10 protein-coding genes and 6 rRNA genes are annotated in these 22,884 nt (G+C 60.3%); 3 read left to right on the forward strand and 13 right to left on the reverse strand.

The window, feature by feature from the left end:
• Positions 1-152: 152 nt before the first annotated feature.
• The 12 genes from rrf (AC1MDG_RS20225) to rpmB form a co-directional block, all read right to left on the reverse strand.
• Positions 153-269: ribosomal RNA gene (gene rrf, locus AC1MDG_RS20225) — 5S ribosomal RNA — on the reverse strand.
• A gap of 211 nt (positions 270-480) precedes the next feature.
• A 23S ribosomal RNA gene (locus AC1MDG_RS20230) occupies positions 481-3,606 on the reverse strand.
• Between the two features lie 536 nt (positions 3,607-4,142).
• A 16S ribosomal RNA gene (locus tag AC1MDG_RS20235) occupies positions 4,143-5,666 on the reverse strand.
• The 16S, 23S and 5S rRNA genes sit together here, the layout of an rRNA operon.
• Positions 5,667-6,206: 540 nt before the next feature.
• A complete protein-coding gene (locus tag AC1MDG_RS20240) occupies positions 6,207-9,332 on the reverse strand; it encodes a glycoside hydrolase family 2 TIM barrel-domain containing protein (RefSeq protein WP_479806409.1) in 3,126 nt (1,041 codons plus the stop codon).
• Between the two features lie 158 nt (positions 9,333-9,490).
• Positions 9,491-10,249 carry a glucose 1-dehydrogenase gene (locus AC1MDG_RS20245; RefSeq protein WP_479806411.1) on the reverse strand — a complete coding sequence of 253 codons (759 nt, stop codon included), beginning with the start codon at positions 10,247-10,249 and terminating at the stop codon, positions 9,491-9,493.
• A 182-nt stretch (positions 10,250-10,431) separates the two neighbouring features.
• Entirely contained in the window at positions 10,432-11,457 is a 1,026-nt protein-coding gene (locus tag AC1MDG_RS20250; protein ID WP_479806413.1) for a LacI family DNA-binding transcriptional regulator, read from the reverse strand.
• A gap of 399 nt (positions 11,458-11,856) precedes the next feature.
• Positions 11,857-11,973, reverse strand: a 5S ribosomal RNA gene (gene rrf, locus AC1MDG_RS20255).
• A 211-nt stretch (positions 11,974-12,184) separates the two neighbouring features.
• Positions 12,185-15,310, reverse strand: a 23S ribosomal RNA gene (locus tag AC1MDG_RS20260).
• Positions 15,311-15,846: 536 nt separating this feature from the next.
• A 16S ribosomal RNA gene (locus AC1MDG_RS20265) occupies positions 15,847-17,370 on the reverse strand.
• A 686-nt stretch (positions 17,371-18,056) separates the two neighbouring features.
• Entirely contained in the window at positions 18,057-18,362 is a 306-nt protein-coding gene (rpsN, locus tag AC1MDG_RS20270; protein ID WP_043485315.1) for a 30S ribosomal protein S14, read from the reverse strand.
• Between the two features lie 5 nt (positions 18,363-18,367).
• Positions 18,368-18,535 carry a 50S ribosomal protein L33 gene (gene rpmG, locus AC1MDG_RS20275; protein WP_011693743.1) on the reverse strand — a complete coding sequence of 56 codons (168 nt, stop codon included), beginning with the start codon at positions 18,533-18,535 and terminating at the stop codon, positions 18,368-18,370.
• Positions 18,535-18,771: a 50S ribosomal protein L28 gene (gene rpmB, locus AC1MDG_RS20280; protein ID WP_011693744.1), complete on the reverse strand. Its 237-nt coding sequence runs from the start codon at positions 18,769-18,771 to the stop codon at positions 18,535-18,537. Before rpmB ends, rpmG begins: the two co-directional genes overlap by 1 nt.
• A gap of 479 nt (positions 18,772-19,250) precedes the next feature.
• Between rpmB and AC1MDG_RS20285 the strand changes: the two genes are divergently transcribed.
• Genes AC1MDG_RS20285 through AC1MDG_RS20295 form a run of 3 tightly spaced genes read left to right on the forward strand, consistent with a single transcriptional unit; the run spans position 19,251 to position 22,046 of the window.
• Entirely contained in the window at positions 19,251-20,696 is a 1,446-nt protein-coding gene (locus AC1MDG_RS20285) for a ferredoxin reductase family protein (protein ID WP_479806415.1), read from the forward strand.
• Complete coding sequence (locus tag AC1MDG_RS20290; protein WP_479806417.1) at positions 20,693-21,226, forward strand: FMN-binding protein; 534 nt, start codon at positions 20,693-20,695, stop codon at positions 21,224-21,226. The genes AC1MDG_RS20285 and AC1MDG_RS20290 overlap by 4 nt, the downstream gene beginning before the upstream one ends.
• A gap of 46 nt (positions 21,227-21,272) precedes the next feature.
• Positions 21,273-22,046 (forward strand): FAD:protein FMN transferase, encoded by a 774-nt coding sequence (locus AC1MDG_RS20295; protein WP_479809150.1) that lies wholly within the window; start codon positions 21,273-21,275, stop codon positions 22,044-22,046.
• A 42-nt stretch (positions 22,047-22,088) separates the two neighbouring features.
• Here AC1MDG_RS20295 and AC1MDG_RS20300 read toward each other — a convergent pair whose 3' ends face one another.
• On the reverse strand, positions 22,089-22,850 hold the full coding sequence (locus AC1MDG_RS20300) for an SGNH/GDSL hydrolase family protein (protein ID WP_479806419.1): 762 nt from the start codon (positions 22,848-22,850) through the stop codon (positions 22,089-22,091).
• Between the last annotated feature and the right edge of the window lie 34 nt (positions 22,851-22,884).

Below are 22,884 nucleotides of genomic sequence, written 5' to 3' on the forward strand. Positions count from 1 at the left end.
GTGGTGAGAGAGCGTCCGCCAGGAAGGGGAACGGGGGGGTGAGAGAGGGTTGCCCGGGAAGGGGGCCTTAAGTGAGAGAGGGTGCTGGTGTGGTGTGTGGTTAAAGTGGGAGAGCCCCAACCGTGTGGTTGGGGCTCTCGACCTGAATGGTGTTCCGGCGGTGACCTACTCTCCCACACCCTCCCGGGTGCAGTACCATCGGCGCTGTGGGTCTTAGCTTCCGGGTTCGGAATGGGACCGGGCGTTTCCCCCACGCTATGACCGCCGTAACCCTTGCTCCACAACCCTGGCGGGTCGGGAAATTTTGTGGTTACAACATGCTCTGCCTGGTAGGGCAGTTGTGGTTTTGTTATGTAGTTTTTCGGTTCTCAAGCAACGGGTTTGTTGGTTGGGAACCACATAGTGGACGCAAGCAGTCTTGTTATCTTTTTACCGCCCCTGGGTGCAAACCCCTTTTGAACGGGTTTGCAGGGGTGGTGTGTGGTGTAAGTTATCGGCCTATTAGTACCGGTCAGCTTCACGAGTCGTTAGTCCTCGCTTCCACATCCGGCCTATCAACCCAGTGGTCTGGCTGGGGGCCTCTCACACACAAGGTGTATGGAAATCTCATCTCGAAGCGAGCTTCCCGCTTAGATGCTTTCAGCGGTTATCCCATCCGAACGTAGCTAATCAGCGGTGCACTTGGCAGTACAACTGACACACCAGAGGTTCGTCCGTCCCGGTCCTCTCGTACTAAGGACAGCCCTTCTCAAATTTCCTGCGCGCGCAGCGGATAGGGACCGAACTGTCTCACGACGTTCTAAACCCAGCTCGCGTACCGCTTTAATGGGCGAACAGCCCAACCCTTGGGACCTACTCCAGCCCCAGGATGCGACGAGCCGACATCGAGGTGCCAAACCATGCCGTCGATATGGACTCTTGGGCAAGATCAGCCTGTTATCCCCGAGGTACCTTTTATCCGTTGAGCGACGGCCATTCCACAATGTACCGCCGGATCACTAGTCCCGACTTTCGTCCCTGCTCGAGATGTCTCTCTCACAGTCAAGCTCCCTTGTGCACTTACACTCGACACCTGATTGCCAACCAGGCTGAGGGAACCTTTGGGCGCCTCCGTTACTTTTTAGGAGGCAACCGCCCCAGTTAAACTACCCATCAGGCACTGTCCCTGACCCGGATTACGGGCCGAAGTTAGATGTCCAAAGTGACCAGAGTGGTATTTCAACGATGACTCCACCCGAACTGGCGTCCGGGCTTCAACGTCTCCCACCTATCCTACACAAGCCACTCCGAACACCAATACCAAACTATAGTAAAGGTCTCGGGGTCTTTCCGTCCTGCTGCGCGTAACGAGCATCTTTACTCGTACTGCAATTTCGCCGAGTTTATGGTTGAGACAGCGGGGAAGTCGTTACTCCATTCGTGCAGGTCGGAACTTACCCGACAAGGAATTTCGCTACCTTAGGATGGTTATAGTTACCACCGCCGTTTACTGGGGCTTAAATTCTCAGCTTCGCCTTGCGGCTAACCGGTCCTCTTAACCTTCCAGCACCGGGCAGGAGTCAGTCCGTATACATCGTCTTGCGACTTCGCACGGACCTGTGTTTTTAGTAAACAGTCGCTTCCCCCTGGTCTCTGCGGCCCCGATCCCCTCCGGACAGCATGTGTCCATCAAGGTTGGGGCCCCCCTTCTCCCGAAGTTACGGGGGCATTTTGCCGAGTTCCTTAACCATAATTCTCTCGATCGCCTTAGTATTCTCTACCTGATCACCTGTGTCGGTTTGGGGTACGGGCGGCTAAAACCTCGCGTCGATGCTTTTCTAGGCAGCATAGGATCACCGAATCCCCCCCTACGGGGGTCCCGTCAGGTCTCAGGCATCATGAACGGCGGATTTGCCTACCGTTCGCCCTACATCCTTGGACCGGGACAACCATCGCCCGGCTCGGCTACCTTCCTGCGTCACACCTGTTAATACGCTTACCTCCCAGGATCAGGTCCCGCGCTCCACCAAAAACCGCACACCACAAGGGTGATTGGTCAGGTCTCGGGCGGTTAGTATCCCCTGTTCAGCATGGGCGGTTTTTCGCCGGTACGGGAATATCAACCCGTTGTCCATCGACTACGCCTGTCGGCCTCGCCTTAGGTCCCGACTTACCCAGGGCAGATTAGCTTGACCCTGGAACCCTTGATCATTCGGCGGACGGGTTTCTCACCCGTCTTTCGCTACTCATGCCTGCATTCTCACTCGTGTAGGCTCCACCGCTGGTTTACACCGCGACTTCACTGCCCACACGACGCTCCCCTACCCATCCACACTCCTGAACCACAAAGGCTTGGATAAAATGTGAATGCCACAACTTCGGCGGTGTACTTGAGCCCCGCTACATTGTCGGCGCGGAATCACTTGACCAGTGAGCTATTACGCACTCTTTTAAGGATGGCTGCTTCTAAGCCAACCTCCTGGTTGTCTTCGCAACTCCACATCCTTTCCCACTTAGCACACGCTTAGGGGCCTTAGTTGGTGGTCTGGGCTGTTTCCCTCTCGACTATGAAGCTTATCCCCCACAGTCTCACTGCTGCGCTCTCACTTACCGGCATTCGGAGTTTGGCTGACGTCAGTAACCTTGTAGGGCCCATTAGCCATCCAGTAGCTCTACCTCCGGTAAGAAACACGCAACGCTGCACCTAAATGCATTTCGGGGAGAACCAGCTATCACGAAGTTTGATTGGCCTTTCACCCCTACCCACAGCTCATCCCCTCCATTTTCAACTGAAGTGGGTTCGGTCCTCCACGACGTCTTACCGTCGCTTCAACCTGGCCATGGGTAGATCACTTCGCTTCGGGTCTAGATCACGCCACTGCAACGCCCTATTCAGACTCGCTTTCGCTACGGCTGCCCCACACGGGTTAACCTCGCGACGTAACACTAACTCGCAGGCTCATTCTTCAAAAGGCACGCCGTCACCAGAATCAGACTGGCTCCGACGGATTGTAAGCACACGGTTTCAGGTACTGTTTCACTCCCCTCCCGGGGTACTTTTCACCTTTCCCTCACGGTACTGGTCCGCTATCGGTCATTAGGGAGTATTTAGGCTTATCAGGTGGTCCTGACAGATTCGCACGGGATTTCTCGGGCCCCGTGCTACTTGGGATACTCTCCAGGCGGTACACAACATTACGGTTACGGGGCTCACACCCTCTCTGGCCGGCCTTTCAAGACCGTTCACCTATGCCTGCACATCACACCCCACTGTCCCGGCAGAGACAGAACGGAAAGTCCCACAACCCCGACCATGCAACGCCCGCCGGCTATCACACATGGAACGGTTTAGCCTGATCCGCGTTCGCTCGCCACTACTAACGGAATCACTATTGTTTTCTCTTCCTGCGGGTACTGAGATGTTTCACTTCCCCGCGTTCCCTCCACGCACCCTATGTGTTCAGATGCGGGTCACCAGGTAACTCGCGTCCCTGGCGGGGTTTCCCCATTCGGACACCCTGGGATCACAGTCCGGTTATCGACTCCCCCAGGCTTATCGCAGATTCCTACGTCCTTCTTCGGCTCCTAATGCCAAGGCATCCACCGTGTGCTCTTAAAAACTTGACCACAAAAGATCAATCAGAAATTTTCGAGAGAACCACAGAAACCAACCACACCCAACAACCACCCCCCGCCCCGAAAGACAAGGAATCATCATCACGCGCAGCCAGATCCAGGTTCATATTCTTGGAAATTGCTTCTTATAAAAGATGCTCGCGTCCACTATGTAGTTCTCAAACAACAACCCCGTACCACACACCCCACACACCCAAACAGTGCATGCTCGCTGCAGCCGGGAAACCAGAAACAAACAAGTACCAGGATCAACCCCGCAAAGGGAGACCACGGTCCTGTTGCCTCAGGACCCAACAGTGTGCCAAACACTAAACCGCACCAACTCCGCCCCCGCCGTTCCAGGACACCCTGCTCCACAAGAGAGCAGCACATCCGTACTGGGCAAGGACAAAACCATGCGGCCGCTATTCGTTGATATTCCACCCGTGAGCACCCGCCGCAGAACTAGCGTCTGCGCAACGGGCGTACTCCTGACAACCCCCGAACACTCACATACATGAGGCAGGGTGATTGTAGGTGCTCCTTAGAAAGGAGGTGATCCAGCCGCACCTTCCGGTACGGCTACCTTGTTACGACTTAGTCCCAATCGCCAGTCCCACCTTCGACAGCTCCCTCCCACAAGGGGTTAGGCCACCGGCTTCGGGTGTTACCAACTTTCGTGACTTGACGGGCGGTGTGTACAAGGCCCGGGAACGTATTCACCGCAGCGTTGCTGATCTGCGATTACTAGCGACTCCGACTTCATGGGGTCGAGTTGCAGACCCCAATCCGAACTGAGACCGGCTTTTTGGGATTAGCTCCACCTCACAGTATCGCAACCCTTTGTACCGGCCATTGTAGCATGCGTGAAGCCCAAGACATAAGGGGCATGATGATTTGACGTCGTCCCCACCTTCCTCCGAGTTGACCCCGGCAGTCTCCCATGAGTCCCCGCCATTACGCGCTGGCAACATGGAACGAGGGTTGCGCTCGTTGCGGGACTTAACCCAACATCTCACGACACGAGCTGACGACAACCATGCACCACCTGTGAACCGGCCCCAAAGGGGAAGGACTGTTTCCAGCCCGGTCCGGCCCATGTCAAGCCTTGGTAAGGTTCTTCGCGTTGCATCGAATTAATCCGCATGCTCCGCCGCTTGTGCGGGCCCCCGTCAATTCCTTTGAGTTTTAGCCTTGCGGCCGTACTCCCCAGGCGGGGCACTTAATGCGTTAGCTACGGCGCGGAAAACGTGGAATGTCCCCCACACCTAGTGCCCAACGTTTACGGCATGGACTACCAGGGTATCTAATCCTGTTCGCTCCCCATGCTTTCGCTCCTCAGCGTCAGTTAATGCCCAGAGACCTGCCTTCGCCATCGGTGTTCCTCCTGATATCTGCGCATTTCACCGCTACACCAGGAATTCCAGTCTCCCCTACATCACTCTAGTCTGCCCGTACCCACCGCAGATCCGGAGTTGAGCCCCGGACTTTCACGGCAGACGCGACAAACCGCCTACGAGCTCTTTACGCCCAATAATTCCGGATAACGCTTGCGCCCTACGTATTACCGCGGCTGCTGGCACGTAGTTAGCCGGCGCTTCTTCTGCAGGTACCGTCACTTTCGCTTCTTCCCTACTGAAAGAGGTTTACAACCCGAAGGCCGTCATCCCTCACGCGGCGTCGCTGCATCAGGCTTTCGCCCATTGTGCAATATTCCCCACTGCTGCCTCCCGTAGGAGTCTGGGCCGTGTCTCAGTCCCAGTGTGGCCGGTCACCCTCTCAGGCCGGCTACCCGTCGTCGCCTTGGTGAGCCATTACCTCACCAACAAGCTGATAGGCCGCGAGTCCATCCAAAACCACAAAAAGCTTTCCACCCCCCACCATGCGATGAGGAGTCATATCCGGTATTAGACCCAGTTTCCCAGGCTTATCCCAGAGTTAAGGGCAGGTTACTCACGTGTTACTCACCCGTTCGCCACTAATCCCCCAGCAAGCTGGGATCATCGTTCGACTTGCATGTGTTAAGCACGCCGCCAGCGTTCATCCTGAGCCAGGATCAAACTCTCCGTTGAAGTAAAACAAAAACAGACACAACCAGGCACCACGGGAAAACGCGGAACCAGACTGCACAAAATTTGAAACCAGCCAAAAACACCAGACCATCCACGGGATGGACAATCCAGCACATTCAACCAATCCATAAAATAAATTGGTATCAACAAACTTGGCACACTATTGAGTTCTCAAACAACAGACACACCCGGCACCACCACAACCATAAACCAGCCGTGGATCGCTCCGGAGCAACTTTTCTAACTTACCCGATCCCGGATCGCTTTGCAAACCGGCGTTTCCGCCATCCACAAGCACCACAGGAAGGGTCCCCACCCGGTTTCCGCACGCCATCACAGCGCCGTTTTTCAGGCCAATCAGAAAGGGGGTCGGTCGCTATCTTTCCGCATCAGCGGCGGCGACTCGAATTACTTTACACGCCCACAGCACCCCACACAAATCCACCCCCCAACACGCAGAACACACCGAAAAACCCCCGCAACGGCGGGGTTTTCCGGCGTGATCCGCCGCTTAGGGACGCTCCGCGGTGCGATAAGGCTCTATGTGGACTGAGTCACAGCGAAGACGAACGAGAATTCGGCCTCACGCGGCGCCAGCCGGTAGCCTTCCAGCACTCCCGGACCGCAGGCCGCAGTTCCGACTCCGTGCACTGCGTGATCGAGGTACACGTAGCTGCGGCCGTCCGGAACAAGGTCGGGCCGATGGGTCGCGGCATCCAGTACCGCCAGGCTGTAGGGGCGCACGGTAAGGGCAAAAGGCTCGCCATCGATGGTGAGCCGGCCGGCGTCGAGCTCCAACGCTGCCGAGTACACGCCGGAACGTGCGCCCGATTCCTGAGGCCGGACGTACTCAACGTCCATGTCCTTCAACGGCAGGCCGTACCAGCCAAGCTTCGTGCCCTGTCCCGTATCCGGGTAGCTATGGTGCGGCCCTTGGCCGAACCACTCCACGGACTTGGTGGCCGAGCCCATCACGATTTCCACGCCTATGCGCGCCCACGGCACTGGCCAGCCGGCGTTGACCCACGAGCCGACCGGCTTGACCGTCGTTTCCAGGCTGACGGTGTCGCCGTCACTGGTCCAGACGTATTCGGCGAGTACACCGAACTGCTTACCGGCGGCAGCAACCCGTGTGCGCACCACAAGCTCCTCCTCGCCGCCTTCCGCGGGCCGGGAGGAAATGCCGACAAGCCTCGCATGCATGCGGTTGAGCCCGGCGTCCATCCACTGTGTGGCTACGGGACGGGGATCCGGGCTGCCCCATTCAGCTCCCAGGTCGTTGTCCGTGGGTGCACGCCACAGCAGGAGCCGGAGACCCTCGACGGCAGCGTCGCCCAACCGGACAGGCTGACCCGTCGCCCGGTCGAATACAGCCGGCCCCAGGCGAAGAAGATCACCCTCCACCTCCACACCGGCGCCGGCGGCGCGCTGCGAGCCACCAACCTCCGGCGCCAGGGCACCAACCGCCGTCGGGGCCAAGGGCAGATTGGCAGATTCCTGGCCCCATGCGACCTCGTGGCCCGCGTCGGCCCAGGCGGTATCTTCCGTGAGGACTGCCGAAACAGTCAGCACCGCCGGCGTCTGCCCCGTGCGTTCCAGCAGTCCTGCCGGCAGCCGCACAGCGGCGGATTCCTGCGGCGCCACGGGCGCAACGTCAACCAGACCGCCGTCGACCGTTTCGCCGTCGGCCTCCACCGTGTACCGGAACTCCAGCCCCGACGTGTCAGCGAAGTCGAAGCGGTTGGTGAGCGTGAACCCTGACCAGTCCGCCGCCACCTCAACGGTCAGTGGTTCGATGACCTTCTTGAAATCGAGGAGTCCCGGGCGCGGCACACGGTTGGCGTCCACCAGTCCGTCAGTGACGAAGTTGCCGTCGTGGACGTCCTCGCCGAAGTCGCCGCCATAGACGAAATATTCCTGCCCGTCAGGGCCTGTTCGGGTAATTCCGTGCTCCAGCCACTCCCACACAAATCCGCCCATCAGCCGCGGGTGGCGGTGAAAAAGCTCCTGGTATTCGGACATGCCGCCCGGGCCGTTGCCCATGGCGTGGACGTACTCGCACAGGACGAACGGCATGGCACGCCGCCGGGCGTCAAGGTCCACATCATCGAGCGGAGGCTCCACGCCCTGGCCGATCAGCTCCGTTTCCGCCTGGCTTGCGTACATCCGGGAGTACACGTCCACGTAGGCCGAGCTGCAGTCGCCCTCGTAATGGATAGGCCTGGAGGGGTCTCGGAGTTTGGTCCAGCGGGACATTGCCGCCAGGTTTTCGCCCGTGCCCGCCTCGTTGCCCAGGGACCACATGACCACCGACGCGTGATTTTTGTCGCGCTCCACAGTCCGTGACATCCGGTCCACGAGGGCCGCCTGCCACTGCGGATCCGCGCTGGGATTCTGCTTCCAGCCGCCTTGTTCGAAGCCGTGCGTCTCAAGGTCGCATTCCAGGACGACATAGAAGCCAAGCTGGTCCGCCAGCGCCAGGAGCTCAGGGTGCGGCGGGTAGTGCGAGGTCCGGATGGCATTGATGTTGTGCTGCTTCATCAGCCGCAGCTCGCTCTCCATGACCTCCCTCGGCACCACGCGGCCCAGCTTGGGATGGTGTTCGTGGCGGTTGACGCCGCGGAGCAGGATCCGCCGGCCGTTCACCTTGAACTGTGCATCCTCGATGCTGATGGTGCGGAAACCGAGCTGCACCGAGACTGTCTCGCCGGCCGTACTGACTGTGGCGTCGTACAGCCGCGGCAATTCTGCCGACCACGGATCGACGCCCGGGAGCCGATGCTCCACCCCGGCGGGCAGTTCCAGCCCCAGTTCCGGAACGCGCACGACGGCGGCAGCCTGCTGCCCTTCCCGGCTCGCCTCTACACGGAGGATGCCTTCGCCGCTGCGGTGGTCATAGTCGGCGTGGACGAAGACGTCGTCGAGTCCCACCGACGGGCGAGCCTGCAGCGTCACGTCCCGGAAGATGCCGGGCAGCCACCACATGTCCTGGTCCTCCACGTAGCTGGCTGCCGAGAATTGCGCCACCTGGACCGCAAGCACGTTCCGGCCGGGCACAAGGACCCCCGTGGCATCGAATTCGTGGGCGAGCCGGCTGCCGCGCGTCGTACCCAGCAAGGTGCCGTTCAGCCACACGGTTCCCGCAGACTCAATGCCGTCGAAGCGGATCAGCGCTGCCGGGAAGTACTCCGGCCCCGCCTCGAACTCGACGAAGAGGTCGCCGACGGGATTGGCGTCCGGAACATGCGGCGGTTCCACAGCAAAGGGGTACTGGACATTGGTGTACCAGGGTGTGCCGTGGCCGTGCATGGGCCAGCTGGACGGTACCGGGAGGTCGCCAAAGTCCGGACGGTCACCACCCGACTGCCAGCCGTCCTGGGGCGCCTGCCGGATGCCCGCGTGAAGCCTGAACTTCCACACGCCGTTGAGCGACAAGCGCGGCGCATCGCTCTCAAGGTAGGACCGTGCCGGCATCGTGCCCTGCGGGGGAGCCACGGAAGCTAACTCCGCGACCTGCTCGGCGGCGATGTCGAGGGGACGCTCGGGGGCGTGCGCCGTCCGGCCGTCCGCGGCCTCGGTCCCGGCCTCGGGGCCGGCCTCAAAACCGGGGCCCGGACCGCTGCCTGCTGCGAAGGTGGGGCTGGCGGTGGTCGGCTCGACGGGCATGATGGTCCTCGGGTTTGGGGGCGGTTCCGGTGAGCGTGCGCGTGCGCGTGCACGACTGCGGCGGAATGACTTCGTGAACGTTCACGTTCCATCGAGCGTACGCGAATGCAGCGCGCTTGGAAAGAGTGAGTAAGCACTTGAACCAGGCTAATTTGCTGTCAGACCGGCGAGCCCCCGGTAGGCTCTGGCGCCACGGTCCCGGCGGTTTCACCGCCGTCGATCACGAACTCCGAGCCCGTAATGAAAGAGGACTCGTCAGACGCCAGGTACACCACCAGATCGGCCACTTCGCGCGGTTGACCGATCCGGTGTAATGGCACGTGGCCGGTGTCGAACGTCATGCCAGCTGTCATGGGCGTCTCAATGACGCCCGGGTGGACTGAATTGACGCGGGTTCCGGACCCTCCCAGGTCGAGGGCCGCACTCTTTGTCAGCCCGCGGACGCCCCACTTCGACGCTGTATAACCGGCCAGGCTTTCGTATCCGCGGACACCGGCAATTGAGGAGATATTGATGATCGAGGCGCGTCCGTTCGACGCCAGGGACGGCGCCGCGGCCTTGATGCCGTTGAAGACGCCGGTCAGGTTGACGTCGATGATCCTGGACCATTCTTCATCGGCGCACTCATCAATCCGGCCAAAATTCACGATGCCGGCGTTGTTGACCAGCACGCTAAGGCTGCCGAATTCGGTGACGGCGGCATGTACAGCCTGCCGCCAGTCCGTTGGGCTCGTCACGTCGAGGTGGACGAAACGCGCATTGTCGCCCAGCTCCGCGGCCAGGTCGGTCCCTTCCTGGTCCAGAACATCGCCGACGACCACCTTTGCGCCCTCTTCAAGCATCCGCCGCGCTATCGCGGCTCCAATCCCGCGCGATCCGCCACTGATGAGGCCTACTTTGCCGTCCAGCCGTCCCATCCCTGCTCCTGTCCCAGACTTGGTCTCGAGCCGCCGGCAGGCGGCTCGCGCGGCAGGCCCGGCAGCCCGGGCAGCTGCACAGTAGCCCCGTCACCAGCTTGACGTCTGCGGTACACAGCCAGAAGGGCACTTCGACTCATAATGGCAGTCTTCATCGCCCTGCTAACCGGAGCAGTGCGGCGTCAGGCTGTTTCCCGGAGGACCAGCCGATGCTTCAGGGTAAGGCGCGACGAGGACGAACCCGGGCTGACGGCTCCCGAGAGCAAACCGTCAAGAAGTTCGACGGCGGCCCTTCCGACCTCGCGCAGGTCCAGTGCCATGGTGCTGAGCTCGGGACTCAAGAGCTCGCCGAGCGGGATACCGTCCATGCCGATGACGGCACAGTCCTCCGGCACCCTGCGCCCCGCAGCGAAGAGTGCCTTCAGGACGCCGGCGGCCATCAGGTCGTTGAAGGCAAGGATCCCGTCCGTCTCCGGATGGTCCCGAAGAAATGCCGCTGCTGCTTCCTTGGCCGCCTCTGCCGTCTCTTCCGCAACCACGAGGGACCACGACGTCCCACGCTCGTTCAGCCGTCCAGCGACGGCCTTCCCGCGGACGGTGCGCGGGGCCCGTCCGCCGTTTTCAGAGGCTGACCCGGCCTCCAGATAGGCGATGTGCCGCTGTTTCGTTTCCAGCAGGTGATCCACAGCCAGCATCGCAGCGTGCTGGTAGTCAAAGTTAATGCTGCCGGCCGCACCGACCTCAGCTTCATCGAGGATGATTAGCGGACGGCGGCCCAGGACGGCCTGCGCCTGCTTGGCGTAACCCCCGAGGTAACCAATGACAGCATCCACTTGGGGAGCCAAATGCTCAACGGCGTCCAAGCCGCTGCGGCCGCCATGACCGTAGTCGTCCACCACCACGTGCCAACCTCGGAGCGTGGCGAGTTCCACGACGCTTGAGGCAAACGCCGGGAAATACGGGTTAGTGAGATCCGGGATTGCCAGGCCCACAGACGTCTTTGCTCCCTGGACGAGCCCTTTGGCGAAACGACTGGGTGTGTAACCGAGCTCCTGCGCCAACTCTCGCACGCGCTGGCGGGTGGATTCCTTGATCCCCGGCATGCCATTCATTGCCCGGGTGACAGTTTGGCGCGAAACCCCGGCCGCCGCGGCCACATCAAGGATTGTGGCCGGCTTGGCCGGATATCCGGGCGGTGTGTGGCTCATGAAGTGTAAGTCTAGGGGCGGCAGTGAGAGAGCGTTGCCCAAAAGGCTGCAACTAGTGAGAGAGCGTCTGGTGGTGGGTGGTTGCGTCGGAGGAGGAAGGAGACCAACGGCAGGGGCCGGGGAGCCCGCCCTCGGCTTGCGCACTCCCCCTTGGGACGCTCTCTCGGTTATTGCCGGTTTTTCCGGGACGCTCTCTCGGTTGTGGCGGGGGTTCGACGGCGGCGGCCGGCCCGGGTGCCCCGGGCCGGGGCCGCGGGGGTGAGAGAGCGTCACCCGGGAAGGGGAACGGTAGTGAGAGAGGGTTGCCCGGGAAGGGGGCCTTAAGAGGGTGCTGGTGTGGTGTGTGGTTAAAGTGGGAGAGCCCCAACCGTGTGGTTGGGGCTCTCGACCTGAATGGTGTTCCGGCGGTGACCTACTCTCCCACACCCTCCCGGGTGCAGTACCATCGGCGCTGTGGGTCTTAGCTTCCGGGTTCGGAATGGGACCGGGCGTTTCCCCCACGCTATGACCGCCGTAACCCTTGCTCCACAACCCTGGCGGGTCGGGAAATTTTGTGGTTACAACATGCTCTGCCTGGTAGGGCAGTTGTGGTTTTGTTATGTAGTTTTTTGGTTCTCAAGCAACGGGTTTGTTGGTTGGGAACCACATAGTGGACGCAAGCAGTCTTGTTATCTTTTTACCGCCCCTGGGTGCAAACCCCTTTTGAACGGGTTTGCAGGGGTGGTGTGTGGTGTAAGTTATCGGCCTATTAGTACCGGTCAGCTTCACGAGTCGTTAGTCCTCGCTTCCACATCCGGCCTATCAACCCAGTGGTCTGGCTGGGGGCCTCTCACACACAAGGTGTATGGAAATCTCATCTCGAAGCGAGCTTCCCGCTTAGATGCTTTCAGCGGTTATCCCATCCGAACGTAGCTAATCAGCGGTGCACTTGGCAGTACAACTGACACACCAGAGGTTCGTCCGTCCCGGTCCTCTCGTACTAAGGACAGCCCTTCTCAAATTTCCTGCGCGCGCAGCGGATAGGGACCGAACTGTCTCACGACGTTCTAAACCCAGCTCGCGTACCGCTTTAATGGGCGAACAGCCCAACCCTTGGGACCTACTCCAGCCCCAGGATGCGACGAGCCGACATCGAGGTGCCAAACCATGCCGTCGATATGGACTCTTGGGCAAGATCAGCCTGTTATCCCCGAGGTACCTTTTATCCGTTGAGCGACGGCCATTCCACAATGTACCGCCGGATCACTAGTCCCGACTTTCGTCCCTGCTCGAGATGTCTCTCTCACAGTCAAGCTCCCTTGTGCACTTACACTCGACACCTGATTGCCAACCAGGCTGAGGGAACCTTTGGGCGCCTCCGTTACTTTTTAGGAGGCAACCGCCCCAGTTAAACTACCCATCAGGCACTGTCCCTGACCCGGATTACGGGCCGAAGTTAGATGTCCAAAGTGACCAGAGTGGTATTTCAACGATGACTCCACCCGAACTGGCGTCCGGGCTTCAACGTCTCCCACCTATCCTACACAAGCCACTCCGAACACCAATACCAAACTATAGTAAAGGTCTCGGGGTCTTTCCGTCCTGCTGCGCGTAACGAGCATCTTTACTCGTACTGCAATTTCGCCGAGTTTATGGTTGAGACAGCGGGGAAGTCGTTACTCCATTCGTGCAGGTCGGAACTTACCCGACAAGGAATTTCGCTACCTTAGGATGGTTATAGTTACCACCGCCGTTTACTGGGGCTTAAATTCTCAGCTTCGCCTTGCGGCTAACCGGTCCTCTTAACCTTCCAGCACCGGGCAGGAGTCAGTCCGTATACATCGTCTTGCGACTTCGCACGGACCTGTGTTTTTAGTAAACAGTCGCTTCCCCCTGGTCTCTGCGGCCCCGATCCCCTCCGGACAGCATGTGTCCATCAAGGTTGGGGCCCCCCTTCTCCCGAAGTTACGGGGGCATTTTGCCGAGTTCCTTAACCATAATTCTCTCGATCGCCTTAGTATTCTCTACCTGATCACCTGTGTCGGTTTGGGGTACGGGCGGCTAAAACCTCGCGTCGATGCTTTTCTAGGCAGCATAGGATCACCGAATCCCCCCCTACGGGGGTCCCGTCAGGTCTCAGGCATCATGAACGGCGGATTTGCCTACCGTTCGCCCTACATCCTTGGACCGGGACAACCATCGCCCGGCTCGGCTACCTTCCTGCGTCACACCTGTTAATACGCTTACCTCCCAGGATCAGGTCCCGCGCTCCACCAAAAACCGCACACCACAAGGGTGATTGGTCAGGTCTCGGGCGGTTAGTATCCCCTGTTCAGCATGGGCGGTTTTTCGCCGGTACGGGAATATCAACCCGTTGTCCATCGACTACGCCTGTCGGCCTCGCCTTAGGTCCCGACTTACCCAGGGCAGATTAGCTTGACCCTGGAACCCTTGATCATTCGGCGGACGGGTTTCTCACCCGTCTTTCGCTACTCATGCCTGCATTCTCACTCGTGTAGGCTCCACCGCTGGTTTACACCGCGACTTCACTGCCCACACGACGCTCCCCTACCCATCCACACTCCTGAACCACAAAGGCTTGGATAAAATGTGAATGCCACAACTTCGGCGGTGTACTTGAGCCCCGCTACATTGTCGGCGCGGAATCACTTGACCAGTGAGCTATTACGCACTCTTTTAAGGATGGCTGCTTCTAAGCCAACCTCCTGGTTGTCTTCGCAACTCCACATCCTTTCCCACTTAGCACACGCTTAGGGGCCTTAGTTGGTGGTCTGGGCTGTTTCCCTCTCGACTATGAAGCTTATCCCCCACAGTCTCACTGCTGCGCTCTCACTTACCGGCATTCGGAGTTTGGCTGACGTCAGTAACCTTGTAGGGCCCATTAGCCATCCAGTAGCTCTACCTCCGGTAAGAAACACGCAACGCTGCACCTAAATGCATTTCGGGGAGAACCAGCTATCACGAAGTTTGATTGGCCTTTCACCCCTACCCACAGCTCATCCCCTCCATTTTCAACTGAAGTGGGTTCGGTCCTCCACGACGTCTTACCGTCGCTTCAACCTGGCCATGGGTAGATCACTTCGCTTCGGGTCTAGATCACGCCACTGCAACGCCCTATTCAGACTCGCTTTCGCTACGGCTGCCCCACACGGGTTAACCTCGCGACGTAACACTAACTCGCAGGCTCATTCTTCAAAAGGCACGCCGTCACCAGAATCAGACTGGCTCCGACGGATTGTAAGCACACGGTTTCAGGTACTGTTTCACTCCCCTCCCGGGGTACTTTTCACCTTTCCCTCACGGTACTGGTCCGCTATCGGTCATTAGGGAGTATTTAGGCTTATCAGGTGGTCCTGACAGATTCGCACGGGATTTCTCGGGCCCCGTGCTACTTGGGATACTCTCCAGGCGGTACACAACATTACGGTTACGGGGCTCACACCCTCTCTGGCCGGCCTTTCAAGACCGTTCACCTATGCCTGCACATCACACCCCACTGTCCCGGCAGAGACAGAACGGAAAGTCCCACAACCCCGACCATGCAACGCCCGCCGGCTATCACACATGGAACGGTTTAGCCTGATCCGCGTTCGCTCGCCACTACTAACGGAATCACTATTGTTTTCTCTTCCTGCGGGTACTGAGATGTTTCACTTCCCCGCGTTCCCTCCACGCACCCTATGTGTTCAGATGCGGGTCACCAGGTAACTCGCGTCCCTGGCGGGGTTTCCCCATTCGGACACCCTGGGATCACAGTCCGGTTATCGACTCCCCCAGGCTTATCGCAGATTCCTACGTCCTTCTTCGGCTCCTAATGCCAAGGCATCCACCGTGTGCTCTTAAAAACTTGACCACAAAAGATCAATCAGAAATTTTCGAGAGAACCACAGAAACCAACCACACCCAACAACCACCCCCCGCCCCGAAAGACAAGGAATCATCATCACGCGCAGCCAGATCCAGGTTCATATTCTTGGAAATTGCTTCTTATAAAAGATGCTCGCGTCCACTATGTAGTTCTCAAACAACAACCCCGTACCACACACCCCACACACCCAAACAGTGCATGCTCGCTGCAGCCGGGAAACCAGAAACAAACAAGTACCAGGATCAACCCCGCAAAGGGAGATCATGGTCCTGTTGCCTCAGGACCCAACAGTGTGCCAAACACTAAACCGCACCAACTCCGCCCCCGCCGTTCCAGGACACCCTGCTCCACAAGAGAGCAGCACATCCGTACTGGGCAAGGACAAAACCATGCGGCCGCTATTCGTTGATATTCCACCCGTGAGCACCCGCCGCAGAACTAGCGTCTGCGCAACGGGCGTACTCCTGACAACCCCCGAACACTCACATACATGAGGCAGGGTGATTGTAGGTGCTCCTTAGAAAGGAGGTGATCCAGCCGCACCTTCCGGTACGGCTACCTTGTTACGACTTAGTCCCAATCGCCAGTCCCACCTTCGACAGCTCCCTCCCACAAGGGGTTAGGCCACCGGCTTCGGGTGTTACCAACTTTCGTGACTTGACGGGCGGTGTGTACAAGGCCCGGGAACGTATTCACCGCAGCGTTGCTGATCTGCGATTACTAGCGACTCCGACTTCATGGGGTCGAGTTGCAGACCCCAATCCGAACTGAGACCGGCTTTTTGGGATTAGCTCCACCTCACAGTATCGCAACCCTTTGTACCGGCCATTGTAGCATGCGTGAAGCCCAAGACATAAGGGGCATGATGATTTGACGTCGTCCCCACCTTCCTCCGAGTTGACCCCGGCAGTCTCCCATGAGTCCCCGCCATTACGCGCTGGCAACATGGAACGAGGGTTGCGCTCGTTGCGGGACTTAACCCAACATCTCACGACACGAGCTGACGACAACCATGCACCACCTGTGAACCGGCCCCAAAGGGGAAGGACTGTTTCCAGCCCGGTCCGGCCCATGTCAAGCCTTGGTAAGGTTCTTCGCGTTGCATCGAATTAATCCGCATGCTCCGCCGCTTGTGCGGGCCCCCGTCAATTCCTTTGAGTTTTAGCCTTGCGGCCGTACTCCCCAGGCGGGGCACTTAATGCGTTAGCTACGGCGCGGAAAACGTGGAATGTCCCCCACACCTAGTGCCCAACGTTTACGGCATGGACTACCAGGGTATCTAATCCTGTTCGCTCCCCATGCTTTCGCTCCTCAGCGTCAGTTAATGCCCAGAGACCTGCCTTCGCCATCGGTGTTCCTCCTGATATCTGCGCATTTCACCGCTACACCAGGAATTCCAGTCTCCCCTACATCACTCTAGTCTGCCCGTACCCACCGCAGATCCGGAGTTGAGCCCCGGACTTTCACGGCAGACGCGACAAACCGCCTACGAGCTCTTTACGCCCAATAATTCCGGATAACGCTTGCGCCCTACGTATTACCGCGGCTGCTGGCACGTAGTTAGCCGGCGCTTCTTCTGCAGGTACCGTCACTTTCGCTTCTTCCCTACTGAAAGAGGTTTACAACCCGAAGGCCGTCATCCCTCACGCGGCGTCGCTGCATCAGGCTTCCGCCCATTGTGCAATATTCCCCACTGCTGCCTCCCGTAGGAGTCTGGGCCGTGTCTCAGTCCCAGTGTGGCCGGTCACCCTCTCAGGCCGGCTACCCGTCGTCGCCTTGGTGAGCCATTACCTCACCAACAAGCTGATAGGCCGCGAGTCCATCCAAAACCACAAAAAGCTTTCCACCCCCCACCATGCGATGAGGAGTCATATCCGGTATTAGACCCAGTTTCCCAGGCTTATCCCAGAGTTAAGGGCAGGTTACTCACGTGTTACTCACCCGTTCGCCACTAATCCCCCAGCAAGCTGGGATCATCGTTCGACTTGCATGTGTTAAGCACGCCGCCAGCGTTCATCCTGAGCCAGGATCAAACTCTCCGTTGAAGTAAAACAAAAACAGACACAACCAGGCACCACGGGAAAACGCGGAACCAGGCTGCACAAAATTTGAAACCAGCCAAAAACACCAGACCATCCACGGGGTGGACAATCCAGCACATTCAACCAATCCATAAAATAAATTGGTATCAACAAACTTGGCACACTATTGAGTTCTCAAACAACAGACACACCCGGCACCACCACAACTTCACAGCCGTGGATCGCTCCGGAGCAACTTCCCAAACTTACCTGAACTCAAGACTCAAAGCAAATCAGCGTTTCCGTGATCTGCCGGTCATCGAGACCATCCCCGCCTTCACACAGCACGCCAAGTTGCGAACCGTTTTTCAGGCTGTTTAGAAGGGGTTTTGGCCGCCTTCGGTAACCAGCTTCTCGCCGGCCCCCTCTCGGCGACTTAGAAAACGATACACCTACTTTGCCCTCACCGCAAACCCTCCCCGCTTGGAGGTCTAACTCCCGCCAATCCGGGCCAAAACGGGCACTGCCGGCACTTTCCGGGGCATTGGCGTCGTGCGCGGATTCTGTGTGCTGCATCACCGCAGCCGACTGGTCGGGCAAGCCCGACCGGAACCCGAACGGTTTAACGCAAGAAGGGCCGGCAACCGTGAGGTTGCCGGCCCTTCTTAGACCACTGGAATCAGCAGCTCTGAGCTAACAGCTGTACTGAATTACCAGGAAGACTTGGTGATGCCCGGAAGCTCACCGCGGTGAGCCATGTCGCGGAAGCGAACACGGGAGATACCGAACTTCTGGAAGGTACCGCGGGGACGGCCATCGATGATGTCGCGGTTACGCAGACGTACCGGGGAGGCGTTGCGGGGCAGCTTCTGCAGGCCGAGGCGTGCAGCTTCGCGTGCTTCGTCGGTTGAGTTGGGGTCAACCAGGGCCTTCTTCAGTTCGAGGCGCTTTGCAGCATAGCGCTCGACGATGACTTTACGCTGTTCGTTCTTAGCGATCATTGACTTCTTAGCCATAGTGCTTAGCGCTCCTCTCGGAATTCGACGTGCTTACGGATGCGGGGGTCGTACTTCTTCAGAACCATGCGGTCCGGGTCGTTACGACGGTTCTTGCGCGTGACGTAGGTGTAACCCGTGCCAGCGGTCGACTTGAGCTTGATGATCGGACGTACGTCCTTGTCCTTAGCCACTAGAGCTTCACTCCTCGTGCCAGGATGGCGGCTACGACAACGTCGATGCCACGCACGTCGATGGTCTTGATGCCACGTGCAGAGACCTGCAGGGTGACATTACGGCGCAGGGACGGAACCCAATAGCGCTTCTTCTGGATGTTCGGGTCGAACCGGCGCTTGTTGCGGCGGTGCGAGTGCGAAATGCTGTGTCCAAAGCCCGGCTCGGCTCCGGTCACCTGGCAGTGTGCTGCCATGACGACTCTCCTCGTGAAATAAATGAAACGGTCCGCAGCGTTCCGCGTCCCGTGCGACAGGCGGCGTCCGCATCCAGCTTTCACACATTCGGCAGTCCGCAGGCGTGGACAGTCGGCGAAAGCCGGCTGTTTTCCGCACTACGGGCGAACATGATTGGCCACGAGTACCGGGCAGAGGAATCCACTGCGAAGTACCGGGATGCTGGGCGAATACAGGAGTGCACGCAACTTGAGCCCCTAACTACCGGCCTTGAGGACTGTCGATGTTGAGGACAGATCCCGCCAACCGGAGCAATTGCACACGCTCCGCGCCACCTAGCGCCTACCAAGTCTACGAGCTTGACTAATTAAAGGCCAATCGGGTAGCCGTCGTTGCCGCTCGGGGGTGCATAAGCCCGGCACGCCCACCGTTCCCAAGTCACATCGGCGCCGAAGACTTTTCACAGCAGAATGAAAGGATTCGGCTGCAATCTTGAAGCATGAACACACAACTCCTGCCGGCCATGCCCGCCAGTTCCCGGGGCACCCGCAAGGGGCCGGGCACTTTTACGGCCCAGCACCGCCGGCGCCTTTTCCGCGCCGACCTGCTGACAACGTCAGCCTGGGCCTCCGTTGCCGCCGCAGTGGCGTTATGGCTGGCCGACGGCGGTGCTACCGGATTCTCTACACCCGCCGGAGCCTTCACCGCGTTGGGTATTGTGGCCGGACTCGCCGGCATGGACCTGGTCCTCCTGATGTTGCTGCTGGCGGCACGGATTCCACTCATCGATCAGACCGTCGGGCACGACCGTGCCCTGGAATTCCACCGGAAGCTCGGCAAACCGTCGCTCTACCTCCTGCTGGCGCATGGAATCCTGATCGCCATCGGCTACGGAATGGCCGAGGGGCTGGATCCCGTCAGTGAAGCAGTTTCCCTCTGGGTGATGGTCCCGGATATGTGGCTGGCCTATATTTCCATGGCGCTGTTCATCGCCGTCGTGGTCACCTCCCTTGCTGCCGTCCGCAGGCGCTTTCCCTACGAGTTCTGGTACGCGGTGCACCTGCTGACCTATGCCGCCGTCGCTACCTCAATCCCCCACCAGTTCAGTGTGGGCGGGCTGTTCGCCGAAGGTACCTGGCAGCGCTGGTACTGGCTGGCCGTGTGCATCGCCACGGGCGCCGCACTCCTTCATTACCGCGTCCTGGAACCCGTCGTTGCCACGTTCCGGCATCAGCTCACGGTAAGCCGGGTGGTGCAGGTGGCACCCGGCGTGGTCAGCATCGAGATGCATGGTCTGCACCTGAACGAGCTGGCCGGAACCGGAGGCAGGTTCTTCATCTGGCGGTTCCTGGCTCCGGGCCTGTGGTGGCACCCCCACCCGTTCAGCCTCTCCGCCGAGCCGCTGCAGTTCGATGCGTCAGGACGCGGCCTGCTGCGGATCACGGTCCGAAACCTTGGGCGGGGTTCGGCGCAGCTTGCCGCAGTGAAACCGGGGACCAAGGTGGCGGTGGAGGGACCCTACGGAATCTTCAGCACCGCCGCCCGGAGCCGGGACAAGGTGGTGATGATCGGTGCCGGGATCGGCATCACGCCTCTCCGGGCCCTCCTTGAATCGACGCCCTTCGCTCCAGGGCAGGCGACCGTCATCCTCAGGGGCCGCAGTGAGCAGGAACTCTACCTAGGCGACGAAATCCTGGAACTTGCCGGAAACCGGGGGGCGACCGTATTCCACCTGACAGGTGGCCGCTCGGGCCGGCACCCGGGCAGCTGGCTCCCGAACAGCGCCACTGAAGCCGGCTACCGGCTGGCGGACTATGCCCCCGACGTCGCAACCGCGGATGTCTATGTCTGCGGACCGGCGGCGTGGGCACGGAATGTCCTTGCCGATGCCCGCGCCGCGGGCGTCAAAGAAGACCAACTCCACTACGAAAGGTTCGACTGGTGAGAATACGCTCAGCAATATCAGCAACACTTGCCTCCGCGGGCATCCTTCTTGCGGGGTGGCAATCGGGCATCCACGTGGAAGACACACGGGGCGCCGCGGCCAGCACGTCGGCAGGAACCACCGGTTCCACCGGTTCCAGCTCAGGTTCCACCGGTTCAAGCTCAGGCACCTCGGGCACGGGCTCCACCTCAGGCACCGCCGCGACAGATTCGGGCGCGGCCGCGGAACCCACAACCGGTGCCGCTGCCAAGGCCGGCGGAACCTACGCCGGCAGCGTGGTGCAGACCCGCTTCGGTGCCGTCCAGGTCCAGATCACGGTCAATGCCGGTTCCATCACCGACGTCACGGCACTTCACCTGACAGACGACGACCGCAAGTCCATCATGATCAGCAACCGGGCGGCGCCCCTCCTTAAAGCCGAAGTCCTCGCTGCACAGTCAGCCGACGTCCAGACCATCGGAGGCGCCACCATAACCAGCGACGCCTACCTGAGCTCCCTCCAGGCGGCCATCGATGCAGCGAACCTCTGACTATCCGCCGGCGCCGCCAGCCCTGCGGGCCAGGACCTTCAGCTGTATGGGTACGGTGGTGAGCCTGACCCTGCCCGCAGCATTAGGGGCAGACAAGCTGGCAGCGGCAACCGCCGTCGTCGAACAGCTCTTCGCGGGGCTCGACGAAACGTTCAGCCTCTACCGGCCCGACTCGGAAGCCAGCCGGCTGGCACGCGCCGAAATCGCGCTCCCGGAGGCGTCCGAGGACATGCGCCGCCTGTATGCCGACGCCGTCGGCTGGCGGCTGCTGACCGAGGGGGCTTTCACCCCTGAGCGGCCCGACGGCGTCCTTGACCTGTCCGGGATCGTCAAGGGGTATGCGATCCAGGAGGCGGGTACGTCCTTGCTGGCGCTGGGCCTTCGCGACTGGTGCCTGAACGCCGGCGGCGACGTGCTGGTCAGCGGATCACCCGTGCCGGGAAGCCCGGAATCCGCGGGACGCGAGCCGTGGCGGGCCGGGATCGTTGATCCGGAGGACCGCCGAACCTTGATTGCCGGCTACCCGCTGGGCGGCCGTTCCGGCGCGAAACTGGCCCTGGCAACGTCCGGGTCCGCGGAACGGGGAGACCACATCTGGGCCGCCGGCGCAGGCAGCGGCGCCCGTCCCGGATCGGCTGCTCCGGTCTTCCGCCAGGTTTCCGTTGCGGCGGCGGACATCGTGACGGCTGACGTGCTGGCGACGGCGATCGTAGCCGGCGGGCTGCCGATGCTCGACCGCGCCACCGACGGGTGGGATATAGAGGTACTGGCCGTGCGCGCCGGCGGCGAACTGCTCGCGACGCCGGGCTTCCGGCGGTGACTTCCGACGTCGGCATTGCTCACAGTGCCGGCGTGCGGCGGGTCAGAGCCGGGTGAGCTGGCTGTACCGGGGCTGGAGGCCGTCGCCCGAGGACTTCCCCGTGACCCGGCGGACCACCCAGGGTCCCGCGAACTCCCGCACCCAGCGCGCGTTTGCCCTGATGGCGTCAGCCCTGCTCAGCTCAGGCACAGGCGTCATGGGCGGTACATCAATGGAGTGATCGTGTTCGAGGACAGTCAGCACCCTCTTGGCCATGTTCGCGTGCCCGGCGGAGGACATGTGCATCCGGTCCTTGGCCCACATGCCCCAGTCGTAGTACTCGCTGAAACGCCAGTAATCCACCAGCAGGGCGCCGTGGTCGCCCGCAATGCCGCGCACCAGCTCGTTGTAAATGGCGGTGCGGCCGCGCATCGTGCCGAAAACCTTGGAACCGCGGGCGTCGAAGCCCGTAAACATCACCACGGTGGCGCCGGTGGCATTCAGCTTGCGGATGCCGGCGTCGTACTCTGCCAAAAGGTCGTCGATATCGATCTTGGGGCGGAGGATATCGTTGGCCCCCGCGTAGATGGTCACCAGCGTGGGCTTAAGTTCGACGGCGGCGTCCACCTGCTCTGCCATGATCTGCCGGAGCTTCCGGCCCCGGATGGCGAGATTCGCGTACCCAAAGGACGGGTCCGCTGCGCAGAGCTGCTCAGCCACCCGGTCCGCCCAGCCCCGCACGCCGTTCGGGCGTGCCGGATCGTCGTCGCCGACGCCTTCCGTGAACGAATCTCCCAAGGCAACATAGCGGGCGGCAAAGTCCATAGCGACAGTCTGCCACCCGTTGCCGCGAGCAACA

The sequence above is a fragment of the Arthrobacter sp. AIWTK1 genome, assembly GCF_056680535.1.

Excerpts from the sequence above, each read along its gene's own strand:
- AC1MDG_RS20300 (WP_479806419.1), bottom strand. The coding sequence starts at position 22,850 with ATGGACTTTGCCGCCCGCTATGTTGCCTTGGGAGATTCGTTCACGGAA.
- AC1MDG_RS20245 (WP_479806411.1), bottom strand. The coding sequence starts at position 10,249 with ATGGGACGGCTGGACGGCAAAGTAGGCCTCATCAGTGGCGGATCGCGC.
- AC1MDG_RS20285 (WP_479806415.1), top strand. The coding sequence starts at position 19,251 with ATGAACACACAACTCCTGCCGGCCATGCCCGCCAGTTCCCGGGGCACC.
- AC1MDG_RS20240 (WP_479806409.1), bottom strand. The coding sequence starts at position 9,332 with ATGCCCGTCGAGCCGACCACCGCCAGCCCCACCTTCGCAGCAGGCAGC.
- rpsN (WP_043485315.1), bottom strand. The coding sequence starts at position 18,362 with ATGGCTAAGAAGTCAATGATCGCTAAGAACGAACAGCGTAAAGTCATC.
- rpmB (WP_011693744.1), bottom strand. The coding sequence starts at position 18,771 with ATGGCAGCACACTGCCAGGTGACCGGAGCCGAGCCGGGCTTTGGACAC.
- AC1MDG_RS20295 (WP_479809150.1), top strand. The coding sequence starts at position 21,273 with ATGGGTACGGTGGTGAGCCTGACCCTGCCCGCAGCATTAGGGGCAGAC.
- AC1MDG_RS20250 (WP_479806413.1), bottom strand. The coding sequence starts at position 11,457 with ATGAGCCACACACCGCCCGGATATCCGGCCAAGCCGGCCACAATCCTT.